Annotated in this window: 13 protein-coding genes and 1 pseudogene; 4 read left to right on the top strand and 10 right to left on the bottom strand. The window is 68.9% G+C overall.

From position 1 onward, the window contains the following. Positions 1-6 precede the first annotated feature (6 nt). The gene (locus G3I53_RS11365; protein ID WP_239063772.1) at positions 7-243 is read right to left on the bottom strand and encodes a hypothetical protein; all 237 of its coding nucleotides are present in this window, start codon (positions 241-243) and stop codon (positions 7-9) included. A gap of 659 nt (positions 244-902) precedes the next feature. Here G3I53_RS11365 and G3I53_RS11360 point away from each other — a divergent pair. After that, on the top strand, positions 903-1,628 hold the full coding sequence (locus G3I53_RS11360) for an HNH endonuclease family protein (RefSeq protein ID WP_164334209.1): 726 nt from the start codon (positions 903-905) through the stop codon (positions 1,626-1,628). Positions 1,629-1,848: 220 nt separating this feature from the next. On the opposite strand, the gene G3I53_RS11355 is transcribed toward G3I53_RS11360, so the two are convergent. Further along, positions 1,849-2,652: a class I SAM-dependent methyltransferase gene (locus tag G3I53_RS11355; RefSeq protein WP_203591842.1), complete on the bottom strand. Its 804-nt coding sequence runs from the start codon at positions 2,650-2,652 to the stop codon at positions 1,849-1,851. Positions 2,653-2,689: 37 nt separating this feature from the next. Beyond that, positions 2,690-3,549, bottom strand: a protein-coding gene (locus tag G3I53_RS11350; protein ID WP_230229936.1) for an IS5 family transposase whose coding sequence is annotated in 2 segments (ribosomal slippage) — positions 2,690-3,201 and positions 3,201-3,549 — 861 coding nt in all. Because the reading frame shifts where the segments join, the coding sequence is not laid out codon by codon here. 320 nt (positions 3,550-3,869) lie between these two features. Here G3I53_RS11350 and G3I53_RS11345 point away from each other — a divergent pair. Continuing rightward, positions 3,870-4,534, top strand: a pseudogene (locus G3I53_RS11345) (transposase family protein); the annotation flags it as partial. Positions 4,535-4,624: 90 nt separating this feature from the next. Here G3I53_RS11345 and G3I53_RS11340 read toward each other — a convergent pair. The 4 genes from G3I53_RS11340 to G3I53_RS11325 form a co-directional block, all read right to left on the bottom strand. Further along, positions 4,625-6,184 (bottom strand): UvrD-helicase domain-containing protein, encoded by a 1,560-nt coding sequence (locus tag G3I53_RS11340; protein WP_164334208.1) that lies wholly within the window; start codon positions 6,182-6,184, stop codon positions 4,625-4,627. After that, positions 6,181-6,660: a hypothetical protein gene (locus G3I53_RS11335; protein ID WP_164334207.1), complete on the bottom strand. Its 480-nt coding sequence runs from the start codon at positions 6,658-6,660 to the stop codon at positions 6,181-6,183. Before G3I53_RS11335 ends, G3I53_RS11340 begins: the two co-directional genes overlap by 4 nt. Next, the gene (locus G3I53_RS11330) at positions 6,657-7,097 is read right to left on the bottom strand and encodes a DUF6083 domain-containing protein (protein ID WP_164334206.1); all 441 of its coding nucleotides are present in this window, start codon (positions 7,095-7,097) and stop codon (positions 6,657-6,659) included. The genes G3I53_RS11335 and G3I53_RS11330 overlap by 4 nt, the downstream gene beginning before the upstream one ends. A gap of 159 nt (positions 7,098-7,256) precedes the next feature. Continuing rightward, entirely contained in the window at positions 7,257-7,529 is a 273-nt protein-coding gene (locus tag G3I53_RS11325; RefSeq protein WP_164334205.1) for a helix-turn-helix transcriptional regulator, read from the bottom strand. Between the two features lie 580 nt (positions 7,530-8,109). Between G3I53_RS11325 and G3I53_RS33785 the strand changes: the two genes are divergently transcribed. Both G3I53_RS33785 and G3I53_RS11315 read left to right on the top strand, forming a co-directional pair. Next, positions 8,110-8,709, top strand: a complete 600-nt coding sequence (locus G3I53_RS33785) for a hypothetical protein (protein WP_239063771.1) — start codon at positions 8,110-8,112, stop codon at positions 8,707-8,709. Between the two features lie 223 nt (positions 8,710-8,932). After that, a complete protein-coding gene (locus tag G3I53_RS11315; protein WP_164334203.1) occupies positions 8,933-9,529 on the top strand; it encodes a hypothetical protein in 597 nt (198 codons plus the stop codon). A gap of 59 nt (positions 9,530-9,588) precedes the next feature. Here G3I53_RS11315 and G3I53_RS11310 read toward each other — a convergent pair whose 3' ends face one another. From G3I53_RS11310 to G3I53_RS11300, 3 genes are read right to left on the bottom strand one after another with little or no spacing between them, the layout of a single operon-like run. Then, positions 9,589-10,311 carry a helix-turn-helix domain containing protein gene (locus G3I53_RS11310; RefSeq protein ID WP_164334202.1) on the bottom strand — a complete coding sequence of 241 codons (723 nt, stop codon included), beginning with the start codon at positions 10,309-10,311 and terminating at the stop codon, positions 9,589-9,591. Beyond that, positions 10,311-12,386 (bottom strand): hypothetical protein, encoded by a 2,076-nt coding sequence (locus tag G3I53_RS11305; RefSeq protein ID WP_164334201.1) that lies wholly within the window; start codon positions 12,384-12,386, stop codon positions 10,311-10,313. Before G3I53_RS11305 ends, G3I53_RS11310 begins: the two co-directional genes overlap by 1 nt. A gap of 28 nt (positions 12,387-12,414) precedes the next feature. Beyond that, positions 12,415-13,011, bottom strand: a complete 597-nt coding sequence (locus G3I53_RS11300; protein ID WP_164334200.1) for a helix-turn-helix domain-containing protein — start codon at positions 13,009-13,011, stop codon at positions 12,415-12,417. Between the last annotated feature and the right edge of the window lie 383 nt (positions 13,012-13,394).

Genomic DNA, 13,394 nt, shown 5'->3' with positions numbered 1-13,394 from the left:
CTATGGCTAGTCGCCCATGAACCACAGATAGCTGCCCGGCGTTGCCGCACAGGCTTCAAGAAGCTCGGCGAGGTCGACGAAGGCTGCCCTCTGCTGCTCGTCGTCGCACCCCTTCGCCAGGGCGGCAGCCTCCCCGCCGGCAACTTGAGCCTCTTGCTCATTGAACAGCGTGTCGCCGTACGGATCTACCCAGGCGAGCTTGCCCGAGCCATGGCGGTCAAACCTGCTCAGCACCCGCGCCAACGCTTCACCATGTTGGTAAGACCCCCGCAGCAACGTGGCTCGGGACGCCCCTCTTCGCGCCGGCCGCCCCGAGTGAAGCTCAAGCTCGATCCCCATGACCCCTCCGCCCGCTTTGGACACCCCAGCTTCGCAGAGATCAATTGTCAGACACGTCCTAAGCGCTAACGGCTGTTTCCGTTGTTCCCCGGCCCCCGTCTTCGCTGCACTCGGCGACGTAGGTCGGGTGATCCTCCGCGAGAGGACGGCCCGCCGGCCACCGCGGTAAAGCGTTCGACCGAGGCGACGACCGGGGACCTCCTTCGGTGTGAATCCGGCTATCGACCCCCAGGTGGCTGCGGGTCCGCGGCGGCCGGGTGTGGTGGCGGCCTCCTCGATGTCCCACCCGTCCTCCACGCGCTTGCGGAGCGTGGCGTAGCTGACGGCGCAGTCGGGGTGCCTACTCAGCTCGGACAGGGAGTAGCTGCCGCCGAAGCGTTGCTCCCCAACCCCCGATCCCGTGCCCGTCCCCAGGCCGCGCCCCCCTGCACCGTGACTGGCCGCCGTCCTCGAACGCCGCCCCGCGCGAGGGAGGGCAGGGCCGATTGACCGCCAGTGCCGAGGCCGATGGGGCAGCATGATGCCCGGTCAGAATCGCCCCGCCCCTCCCCTGGAGTTCGAGCATGCCGCGCCGTGCCCCCTTCCTGCCCGCCCTCGCCGGGCTTCTCCTCGCCGTCACCGGCTGCACCCCTGCGGTGCCGGCGGCCGACGACCCCGAACCACCGGCGTCCGCCTCCCCGTCCGCCGCCCCGGGCGCACCCGGCGACGCAGCGGACGGCATCCCGCTCGCCGACGCCATCGACCGGCTGACCATCAGCCCCGAGCACACCGGCGGCTACGACCGGGCCGCGTTCCGGCACTGGACGTCCGGCCTCGACCCCGACGACGGCTGCGACACCCGCGAGGAACTACTCCTCGCCGAGGCCGTCGAACCGCCGACCAAGGGCGCGGGCTGCAAGCTCACCGGCGGCGAGTGGCTTTCCTACTACGACGAGGTCACCGTCGCCGACCCGCGCTCCCTCGACGTGGACCACGTAGTGCCCCTCGAAGAGGGGTGGTCCTCGGGCGCACACGCCTGGGACGCCGACCGGCGCGAGACATTCGCCAACGACCTGGCCGCGCCCCGCTCCCTGGTCGCCGTCACCGCGACGACCAACCGGTCCAAGGGCAAACGCGACCCGGCCGAATGGCTGCCCCCGGCGGCGAGCGCCCTGTGCACCTACCTGGAGGACTGGACTGGCACGAAGCTGCGGTGGGAGCTGACGGCCGACCAGGCCGAGCACGACACCCTCCTCCGCCTTGCCAGGGACTGCCCCGACTCCGTCGTGACGTACGAACCCGCCCCCTGAAGCCCGGGCCGGCCCATGCTTCGCGTTTTTCAGGAACTCGTTGCCGGGCACGAAGATGGCCCCCGCCGGGAGGCGGGGGCCATCATTCATGGATCTCTTCGCGAGAAGTCGAAGATCATTGAGCTGTTTCCAACCTCCGCTTGAGCAGGTCAGATGCAAGGTGAGGACGGGCTGCGGGCGGTCGCGAGCCGGCAGGTCGGCAACGACGACGAAAGGCGGATCAGCGCGTCGGCTCAGACGTGCCTCGCGCCTGGTCGCGGCTGGCGACCACCAGGTATCCATCGTTCTCGGGGTCGAAGGTGGTGGACTGCACCGTGAGCCCGACACTCTGCAACTGCGCCACGAGGTCCTCGTACCGGTAGGGCCAGATGGACAACCGCTCCGAGCAGGCTCGCACTGACCCATCCGGCTCGATCTGGGCGACCACGATCTCGAGGAAGTGTTCCTGCTCCCAGCGCTGCTCGATCTGCCAGTAGTAGCTGACGACCGCATCGCGGTCGTTGCGGCGGATGAGTCGATCGCGGACGTCTACCCGTGAGCCGGCGGAGCGCACGAGCTCCCAGTTGCGTGAGTGGAGCACGAGGCGTCCGCCCGGATTCAGCAGCCGCGACATCGCTTCCAGTGCGGTCAGGCGCCCGGCTGCGCCCTCGGCGTGCCCCAGCGAGTTGCCGACGCAGAACACCAGATCGAACGTGGAGTCCTCCAGGTGGTCGGGCAGCTCGTCCCAGCTCGCGCGGAGGGCTCGAAGCGAGACACCCTGCTCGTCGGCGGCCTTCTCGGTCCGGCGAACCATCCCACTGCTGGCATCTGTGGCGACCACGTCAAGGCCAAGACTTGCGAGACCGACGGCGAGCTGGCCGGTTCCACACGCGCAGTCGAGGACGCGCGCGTTGGGCGGCAGAGAGCCCATGACATCGCTGTAGTAAACCGCGGCTGCCTTGGCGGGGGTCAACCTGTCGTCCCCGATCAGCCACTCGTAAACGTCGGAAAGCGCCCCATAACCAGCCACCGCGATAACCTCCATCACTCGACAACGCGCGGGCTAGGCCGTTTCTTTCGGATCACCTCGCCGACCAGATGAAGATGGCGGCGAGGTGCAGTCCGGCTAGGTAAATGGTGGCCGTCTTGTCGTAGCGGGTGGCCAGGCCGCGCCATTGCTTGAGCTTGTTGATGCACCGCTCGACGGTGTTGCGCTGCTTGTAGGTCTCGCGGTCGAAGGCCGGGGGACGGCCCCCGAGCCGACCACGTCGCTTGCGGTTCGCAGCCTGGTCCGCCGGCTGCGGGATCACCGCTCGGATCTTCCGCTGTCGAAGATGGAGGCGGATCGCCCGGGACGAATACGCCTTGTCGGCCAGGACCACGTCTGGCGTGACCCTGGGGCGGCCGATCCGTCTGGGCACCCGTAACCGGGCCATGACCTGCTCGAAGGCGGGTGCGTCACCTGCTTGACCCGGCGTGATGACGAACGCCAGCGGTCGGCAACCGCCGTCCGCGACGAGGTGGATCTTCGTGGTCAGTCCGCCGCGGGACCGTCCGAGGGCATGGTCAGCCGGCTCGCCGGCCGGGGCCCCTTTTGACGGGCCCCGGCGGCGTGCTGGTGTGCGCGCACGACAGTGGAGTCGACTGCGACGACCCAGTCGAGGTCGCCTTCGGCGTCGGCCTGGGCGAGCAGGGCGGTGAAGACCTTCTCCCAAGTGCCGTCGGCGGCCCACTTCCGCAGCCGGTTGTACGCGCCCTTCCACGACCCGAACTGCTCGGGCAGGTCCATCCACGGGGTGCCGGTGCGGTACTTGAACGCGATCGCGTCGATCACCTGCCGGTGATCACGCCACCGACCACCCCGCCGAGGGGTCCGGTCCGGCAACAACGGCTCGATGCGGGCCCACTGGGCGTCAGTCAACGACACACCCAGACCAACGATCCGATGATCTGAAAGAAACGGCCTAGACCGCCTTGCGACTCGGGCCTTGCGCCTCGCACTGTGCCGGGCCGTGTCAGCGAAGCACTGAGCAGGACCCAACCACTTCCGGCCGCTGAGACTCCACCGGATTTCGTGGGAAACCGCGGCACGCCACACCGACGCAGGTCCCCACTCCACCAGCGCCCCATCGGCCACGATGGGGCAGTGAGCCCTTGTCGAGCTGCGGTGTCTGACCGCGAGTTGCACTGTCCTGCGCAACGACGAAGCTCCTGGTAGACGGGTTCTCGACCAAGATCACCCTTATCCGCCAGGAGCTTCGCGTGCTTGTCTACCCGTCCTCGATTGATCTGTCCAGCCGCACCCTGCGGTTCCTGACCGGACAACTGACAGCCCGGCGGCAGGAGATCGGAACTCGGTGGCGGCGTCTTCCCGCCGCACGTTCAGGCACTGCTCGCCCTGGCCCATCTACGGTGCGGTGACACCTACGCCCAGCTCGCTGCCGGGTTCGACATCGGGATCGCGACCGTCTACCGCTACATACGTGAAGCCGTCGAGGCCCTGGCCGCCCTCGCCCCGTACCCTGGCCGAGGCGATGAAGACGATCCGGACGAAGGCGTTCGTGATCCCCGACGGCACCCTGCTGCCGATCAACCGCATCGCAGCCGACACCCCGTACTACTCCGGGAAACACAAACGCCACGGCATGAACGTCCAAGTCCTCACCGATCCGTTCGGACGGCTGCTCTGGACCTCGCCGGCTCTGCCCGGCTCGACTCACGACCTGACCGCCGCGCGGCAGCACGGCATCATCGAAGCCCTCGCCGATGCGGAGCTCAAATGCTGGGCGTACAAGGCATATCAAGGCGCCGGCGGACCCGTCCGCGTGCCGTTTCGGGGCCGCCGCCTCAAGCGATGGAAGCGTCGCCACAACACCACCCACGCCAAAATCCGCTGCCTCGGCGAGCGGGCCATGGCCGCCATCAAAGGCCGTCCTCGTCCTTCACCACGCATCAGCGTGAGGTTGGAAAGGCTCAGTGAATGGCGGTGGCCTGCGCGGCCAAGGGCTCCCAAGGCTTCAGCCAAGTGACCCTCGATTGGCGAAGCTGGGAGACACTGTCTCTCCACTATCACGCCGTTTCGAGGTCTCGTTCTGGGAGCGCGGCTCTGGCAGGTCGTGGTGGCCGTCAGGGTGGTCGTGGATCCAGGACAGGCCTCCCAGGTCCAGGCGTCGACGGGTGCGCGTGACGGCTACGTAGGCCAGCCGTGCTTCGGCATCGTCGATGGGGTCGGGTGGTGCCGGAAGGCCGGGGCGGTCGCCGTATTGGTTGTCCTGGGGGCGGGCGAAGTCGTCAGCGATCATTACGCGCGGCCATTCGCGCCCCTTGGCCTTGTGGGCGGTGGAGACGGTGATCTGGGCGTGTGGCTCGGGGGCGAGGTGGGCCACGGCGGTGAGGATGGCGTCGGTGCCGTGGGTGTCGACGAGGTTGACCAGGGGCTGTAGGTCGCGTCCGGCTGGGTCGTGGGAGGCGTAGTCCTGCAGATCCCCCCAGGTAGGGAAGAGGGTCAGTTCGGGGTGCTGGGTTCTCCGGCCTTCTTTCAGGTCGCGGGCGGCGAGGGCGAGGGTTTGCAGGCTGTCTCCTCCCCCGGCCAGGGCGACGGAGTATCCGGCGGCCATGAGGGCCATGATCTGGGCCATGGCGCCGGTGTTGGTGCGGCACAGCACGGCGTCCGGTTGTGCGACGGGCCCTAGTTCGGTGCACATGCTGGGGGTGCCGGTGAGGCGGATCGGGGCGTCGGCGAGGCGGAGCCACCGATTGGCTTCCGCGGCGAGATCTGGGCCGAAGCGGAAGGATTGCGACAGGGCGAGCCGGGTGCCGTCGAATCCTGTCATGACATCTTTGGCGCCGCGCCAGTGGTAAATGGCCTGGGCGGAGTCGCCGACCATGACCAGCTGGGCGTGGTCGCGTTGGTTGAGGAAGATCTGCTCGACGACGGGGTTGGTGTCCTGGGCCTCGTCCAGCAGCAGGAAGTCGGCCTGGATCCGTGGCCTGGTGAGGGCCCACATCTTGAGGTAGTGGTCGTGGTCGAAGCGCACCGCGCCGTCGTAGGGGTGTTGTAGGTCGCTCCATGCCTTGCGGGCGAAGGGCACGACGTGAGCGGCGAGTTGCGCGTGAAGGGCTGGGTCTTCCAGTCCGCGCAGGCGTGGGACGTGGTGGTGGGTGATGGCCTCGTCGGCGGTGTGGCAGAAGTGAGTGACGGTACGCAGGGTGGCGTTGGAGAGGGCTTTTTGGGTGACGTTGTGGTCGCCGAGTCGGAGGGATTTGGTGAGTCCGAGGGTCTGTCCGGTTTGCCAGGCCGGGCGGCGGGGTGCGTTCAGGCGGCGGGTGTAGCGGTGGCCGACCGCGGCGTAGGCCAGGGCGTGGGCGGTCTTGCACAGGATGTTCCTCGGGAAGCGGGTGGCGGCTTCCTGTGCGATGGCGCGGTTGTAGGCGAGGTATTGTCCGCGGCGTTTGGTGGTGTGGGCGAGTAGGGCCAGAGTGGTGGTCTTGCCGGTGCCCGCGCCGGCCTGTACCGACAGGTGGTCGCCCTGGGCGAAGGCGTCGGCTGCGGCGGTCTGCTCGTCGGTCGGGTTCATGTTGTGGTTCCTTGGGTGTTGTGGGCGAGCGCGCGTCCCATGGCGGTCAGGAGATGAGCGGGAAGCGTGTGGGCGAGAAGCTGGCGCACTTCACGCTCGAGGCGTTGCACTTCCTGATCGGTGTGCTCGGCGAGGGCCCGGTGGATGGCCTTGTCCAGGCCCTCGGGCTTGTGTCCTGTTCGGAGTGCTGCGGTGTGGAGGGATGCGTGTGCGGCTGGCGGGAGGGCCACGTTGAGCAGCACGTGTCCGTTCGTGTCTGGGTAGTGCGTGGTGATCACGTCGATGGGGAGCTGGCCTTTAAGGCGTCGGCGCAGCTTGTGGGCGGCCCGGGCGGGGGTCTTGGCGGGTACGAGCGCGATCAGGCGGGTGGAGCTGTGGTTGGCGGCGAGCGGCATTGTGCGGCAGGCGGCGTCGAGTTCTTCCGGGCTCACAGGGCGTGTGAGGGTGATCTCCAGGGCGTGGTGCGGCACTGTCACCGCCGCTGGTGCGGCGCGGAGGGTGCCGACTGGGTGCGGATGTGTGGCGCGTGGTGGACGGTGAGCCGACGGCGCAGTGCTACGAGGAGCAAACCGGTAGCGCAGGGGTCTACGTCAAGCCGGGGGCACAGGACGGCGTGCGGGATGCGGGACCAGCCGCTGCCGTCGTCGTGGGGGTGGGCCATGCCGCCGCTGGGGTGCCGGCGGCAGTCTTCGGGGACTTCGGTGGTGGCGATTTCCGCGGGGTGCAGGGCGAGGGGCCGGCGGTCGGTGCGGTGATACCAGTCGATGCAGTTGCCGCAGTTGCCGCAGCGTCCGGTCTGGCCGGTGCGTAGCCGGCGGCTGGGGCTGTTGGTGGCGATCTGCAGGGGGCGGTGTGCAGAGATGCGGGGGCTGGCGTCCCGGTGGCGGGCCGGGGGCTGGGTGTGGAGGCGCATGAGGGCAACGTGTCAGGCGGGGCGTGGCCGTTGGCTGCGGTGGCGCGGGGGTGTCCCTCGGTCGGCTCAGCGTGCCCGAACGGGTCATCAAGTGTGCGATGAGCGTTCGGTGCTTGTTCGTCGATTCGGGTGATTCGCTGTGCCGTGTGTTCGCCCTGGTCAGGGGTTGTTGGGCGCCTGAGGTCCGGGGGGTGTGTGGCTGGAGCACATGGTGCTCAGCAGGTCTTCGAGCGGCACGTCGAAGGCGTGGGCGAGGGAGTGCCAGGTGGTGACGCTGCCCGTGGTGTGGCCGTGTTCGAGGTCGATGAGGGTGCGCCGGGCCAGGCCGCTGCGGCGGGCTAGTTCGTCGAAGGACCAGCCGCGCTCGGCCCGAAGGCGCGCCAGCTGGATGCGCAGCGCGGTGAGGTCGGGGTCGGGCGGCAAGATCGTCACCCCATCATCCGACGGTGCAGAGATCCGCCCTGTCAGTGCAGAGGTCTGCACTATTTGTCGGGTGGGGTGATTCACGGTGCAGGAATCTGCACTACCGTGCGTTCGTCCAGGTGCCGCACCAGCGGCACCGGCCGTAGACGGCACTGACAGTCGGCAGGAGGTCAGCCAGCCAATGAGGGTTGCCGGGGCGCATGCCGCAGCTCGTATCTGGTCAGTGGAACTGCGTCCGTGCTCGGGCGGGGCCAGCCTGATCTGCGCCCACTGCACCGTCCATGCTGCGTCCCTCAGCGCCACCTCAGCGCGGTCGGCTGCGCTGGCCCATCTGGCTCGTCATGCCCTCGCTGATGCTCTCCCCGTGCACTTGCGTACCTGTCAGTGCCGGGAACGCGGCTGCTCATGGCATCCGCGGCACCGAGGCTGCGCCGGCCGCATTCTGCTTGCTCTCACCCGTGACCGAAGCGGCCGCACCTGGCGCCTGGCCGACACCTGTGCCGCCTGCGCAGCAGTGACCCGTCACACAGCCGTTGTCCCCGACACGCTGCTCCGCTCTCAGCGTCCGTCTGTTCGTCGCCCGGATCCCGTGCTCGTCGAAGCACAGGCCGGGTCCGACGCACAGCTGCGTGTGCGGGAGATGCTCACCTACCTCGCTGCCGCGCTCCCCCGTTTCGTATCCCCCGCGGCCCGGCTTCTGGCCCTGCAGTGCGCGCTGCGTGTCAACAGCCGCGGCCAGGTCCGCATTCCTGCTGGTCTGCTGCGGGGCATGCGTCTGCACGGGCGCAAGGAGCTGTGGGCCGAATTGGAATACGCGGACTTGCTTCGGACGTCGAGCCCGGGGTCTTCCGCCTCGGAGGTGCAGCTCCTCGATGCCGCCCTGCTGGACCAGGCGCCCGGCCGCGCTGCGCGCCGCCGTGCCGCTCACTGGGCGCTTCATCCGGTGCTTGAGCGATTGCCGGCCTGTTCCCCGCCTGCCCTGCAGCTGTTCACCCTGGCGCTGGCCGCGCACATGTCCTCCGGGATTTGTCACCGTACCGACATGGAGGACCTGACCCGGTTGAGCGGGCAATCCCGGCATCAGGCCGCCGAACTGCTCGACAGGCTGGTGAGGACCGGCATCCTGACCTCATGGCGGTACGGCCGTGATTCCGACGAGGTTCTCTGGCAGTCGGCCCTTACGGGGTGAACACCATGGCTGCGCTGCGATCACCTGTCCGCAGTTCACTGTCCAGCACGGTAAACGGGCACGGGACAAAGCGATGCCGCTCGTCCGTACTATTGCGGACCGAAGACCTCGAGCAGCACCCGCAGCACAGCGACGACATCCCGGGGAAGACACTGCCCCCTTCCCTCAACGGGCTTTCTCCCTTCACACGCGCTCCGGCTGCACTCCGAGAAAGGCAGACACCATGTCCGAAACCGCGACCACCACCCAAGACCTCGCCTCGCAGTATGCCGCCCAGGTGACCAGCGACCTCGAGCACAACCTGAAGGAACAAGAACGTGTCAACGCCGAAATAGTCCTCCTGCAGAAGGAGTTGGCAGCACTGCAGCAGAACCACACGGTTCTGGTGAGCATGCAGCAGGCATTGGCCGTCGTCCCCGCACCCGCCGAACAGCCCACAGCCGTGCCTGGCTCTCCCGCAGTGCCCAGCCCCCGCGACAACGCCACTGCCCCCGGCAAGAAGACGCCGAAGAAATCCACCGGCCGCCCCCGCAGGAAGACGGCTGCAGCCCCGACGGCGGATCAGCCCACCCTGGTCGACCTGGCCCGCCGCCACCTCGCCGAGCAGAGCGAACCGCGTTCTGCAGCGGAGATCACCACCGCGCTCGGCCAGGCCCACCCCGAACGGACCTTCAAAACAACTGTCGTACGTACCACTCTGGAAGGGCTTGTAGCCAAGAGCCAGGCTCAGCGCACCAGGCAGGGCCGCTCCGTCTACTACACCTCCGCCCAGGCGTCAGAACAGGAATCCGGGCCCCAAGCCGACGCACAGATCAGCTGATCGGCGGCAGGCCCGGCCCTCGCGGCTTCGAGGTTGAAGACGCATCGGCGACCAGCAGATCAGCGCGGACGCCAGGTTCGTACTTCGAGGTGGAGGATTTGAGCGTCGGGACGGATGCGTCCGGTCTCTACAAGCCACTGGTGTACGGCTTGGGTGACGTCCCCGCCGGCGGCGTCGACACGGCGGGCGAAGTCGGCGGCGTCGAAGCCTCCGGTCTGGGCGGAGCCGTAGGAGCGTTCTTCGCTGTGGTCGCCGCGCTGGATCACGTCGCGGCGGATGCCGGGAGAATCTGTCCTGCTTCCGGAGGGGTGGCGGTAGCTCGTCTTGGCGAGGCGGACGGTGAAGGCCAGGCGCAGTCCGCGGCGGGCGGCTTCGGCGATGAGCGGGCGCAGGCGTGCGGAGCCGGAGGCGATGGCCTGGGCGCCGACGCGGCCGGTGCCGGAGCCGGTGGGGGTGATCAATACGGCTTTGGTGCGCACGCGGGCGCGGGCGCCGGATGCGGTGGTGCGGCGGCGGGTGTGGCGGGCGGCGATGGCGGCCAGTTCGGGCAGGTCGGTGATGCCGCCGGTTTCGGCGGCGGTGAGCACTTCGCGCAGGGCTGTGACGAAGGCGGCGCCTTTGTTCTTGGTGTAGAACTGCGAGACCAGCGAGGGGTCACGGTTGATGATGCGGGCGATGTCTCGCTTGGTGTAGCCGTGTTGCTGGAGTCGGTCGGCCAGTCGGGCGGCCTCGTTCAACGGGTGCCGACGGCCTGGAGTGCTGCGGCGGGGCGGGGGCGCCATCAGGTCTCCCGGTCACTGGTGAGGGCGGCACGTCCGGCATCCCGCAGGGTGAGAAGTTCCTCTTCGGTGGTCGGGGCTGCCAAGGGGCCGGTGAGGTTGCCTTTGAGGAGGTAGTCGCCGGGCTGGTGGTGGTAGGGCCAGTTGTGGGGCTGGGTGAGATAGAGGGCGTCTGTGCGGAAGGCGACGACGGTGCCGGGGGGTGTGTGGAGGGCTCCGGCGTAGGTGTCGTCATCACGGTGGCGCTGGGTGAGGAGGGCGGCGCGGGCGCCGGACCAGATGGCGGCAGCCCATTCAGGATGTGCGTTGGGGTCTCGGGCAAAGCCCGTGGGTTTCTGCCAGGTGATCACGTTGTCGTCGAAGCCGATGATCTCGGCGTCCGCGGGTACGTCGCGCTCCATGGTGCGGGGGGTGGTGCCGGTGACCATGCGGGGGCGCTGGGCGAAGGCGCCGATGCCGTACAGCAGGATGGAGCGCACGGCGCGGGAGGCGAGGTGGGCGGCGCGGGCCTGCTGGGGGTCGCCCTGGAAGTGGGCTTGGGCGGAGAGGTTGCTCCAGGTCTCCTTGAGTCTCTTGGCCCAGTCGTCGAGCGGTTTGCCGTCGTCCCACAGGATGCCGTCGAGGATTTCGATCTTCCACGGCTGGATGGGGTTGGTCAGGGCTGCATGGAGTTCGGGGCCGCTGGCCCAGGTGGTGAAAGTGGTGCCGGGGCTGGCCGGGTAGTGCCAGGCGCGGTCGCCGGGGGCGGGGGCGGGCAGGAGGCCGACGTGGTTCCAGGCGTCGGGGACCGTCACGCGGACCTGCCAGTGGCCGCACCCGTACAGGGCGCGGATCTGTTCCTTCTCGCTCCAGGTGGCGAAGGTGTGGGCGGTGATGCGGCGTGGGGTGCCGACCGGGGATTTCCAGGTGTGTTTGGCGTAGGCGAAGGTGCGGTCGTATTCGACGAGTTGGGGCAGTTCGTCGGGGACGCGGGGTGGGGTGATGAGTTCGTTGCGGCCCTGTCCGGCGGTGGCGTGGAGGAGGCCGCGCAGTTCTTCGGACAGGACGGGGTAGCCGTCGGCGTGCTGGCCGCGGGTGGGGATGGTGCGGGTCCACAGGTCGCGGCCGGTCTGGGAGGGGGAGCCCATGATGACGGCGTCGTTCCAGTGGCGGCGCAGGGCCTGCCACAGCAGGACGAAGGCGTCTCGGATGGTGGCGGGGTCGTCGCCGTTGGTGTCGAACCACTCCCCCACCGAGCGGATCTCCACGTGGCTGTCGCCACTGTCGCGTTGGTAGCGGCCGACGGGGTTGCGGGCGTGGACGAAGTGCCCGGCCATCCGGTCGCGGCCGCGGCCGGTGTCGGTACGCCAGCCCGGGATGGGGGCGTTCAGCCAGGCGGCGACCGCATCGCGAAGATAGGGGTAGCGGTCGGCGTCGCGGTGCCAGGGGTCGCCGGCGGTGATGTAGATCCGTTCCACGCCCTCGGGGATGGTGTGGAAGACGGCGGTGAGGATGTCCGCGGCCGACCTGGTGCCGAGGTCGAGGTGGTGAGTCTGGTTGCGATGGACCAGCACGCCGGTGTCGGTGTCCAGGAAGACGGTGGAGCGGGCTTGCTGGGTGAAGTTCGGCCGAGTGGAGGCCAGGCCGGTCGTATGGGCGAACCAGGCATCGCCCGTCTCCCCCTCGGGGATGGAGGGAAGAGCACGCGGCGCATCCGCGGCTGCCGTCACCGCGGGGGCTTCGGAGGGGGCGGCCTGCGGCCGCGCGGTACGCAGGGCGGGCGCCACTGCGGCGGGCTGCGTGGCCAGTTCCAGCTCGGCGTCCTCGGACAGCGTAGGCGCGGCGGTAGCCGGCACCTCGGCATTTTCCGCGGTGAGGCTGTCGGGCGCCAGGGACGGAACGAGGGCGACGACGTCGGACACGCTCAGCCCGGCGGCCGGGGCGATCCGCTCTGCTTTGGCCTTCTCGTAGGAGGCCACCTGGGCGATCCGCCTAGCCCGGTCATTTTCGAGCTTCGCCAGCGCCGCCCGGGCCTTCTTGATCTGGTCCCGCACGGCGCGCAGGTCGGCGAGCGCGGCGTTGTAGCTCTGTGCGTCCATGAGGGGCTTCCTTGTCCGGGCCTGGCGTTCAGTTGGCGGTACGGGTAGTGACGTAGGCGATCGCCCCGCCGGAGTCGGAGGGCAGGCGGGAACCCAGCAGCAACTCGGCAAGGTGTTGATCACCATCCCTGCCGGAGGTGAGGGTGCTGCGGGGTGCGGCCAGGTCGGTGATATAGCCGGCCAGGCGAGCCTGGGAGAAGGTGTGGCGGCCGGTTGAGTCTTTTTCCCATGCCTGCAGGCCGGTCAGGACGGCGACGACGTAGCCCGACAGGGTCACGGGGAGTACTCCCCCAGCCGCGACGCTTACCGGGTCGCAGCGCCACCAGCCGCGCAGGGCCTTGAGCAGGTCGTCGGGGGTGAGGGTGGCGGCGAAGCCGATCCATCGCCGGTCGGGCTCGGGGGCCGGGCGGGCTGCGTCGACCCGCAACACAGCGATCTCCGTGACGTCCAGTTGTTCCAGCGGGGCGCGACGGCGGGTGGCGAGGGCTTGGACCGCGTCCAGGGGGATCATGACGCGTACGCCACGGCGGGACAGGCCTGGCAGCAGGCCGGCATGCACGAGGCGGCGGAAGGTGGTGATCGCACAGCCGAGTTCGTCTGCCGCCTGACCGGTCGTCAGCAGCATGCCAGCCTCCCTTCTACAAGCGGACTCTGTTATCTGATCGGGGACTCAATCTAGTATGGCAGCTGAAAGAGCGTCAAAGGCGGCAGAAACGCGACGGTCGACGTCCCACAGCACCGCGTCCGCCTTCCGCCCCGAGTCCCGTGCTGGCAAGCAGCGCGTGAGGGCGACCGAGGTCAACCACCTGCCCCGCCCCGGGCTCTGAGCCGAAGCACGGTAGTTGTCACCAGCAGGACCGGCTGAAGTGGTGAATGGGGACGGTCGAGGCAGCCTGGTTGTCACCAACGAGGCATTCGACCTGTCACAAGTGCTTGTTCGGCAGCCTTTCTGTCACCAGTGCCGGGGCGATGCGGGCGGTGGTTGCACCCACACGGCCCCTCTGTCGG

The sequence above is a fragment of the Streptomyces sp. SID14436 genome (assembly GCF_010548465.1).
GTDB lineage: Bacteria > Actinomycetota > Actinomycetes > Streptomycetales > Streptomycetaceae > Streptomyces.
The sequence above is the reverse complement of the archived record's forward strand: the minus strand, read 5'-3'. Positions and strand labels throughout refer to the sequence as shown.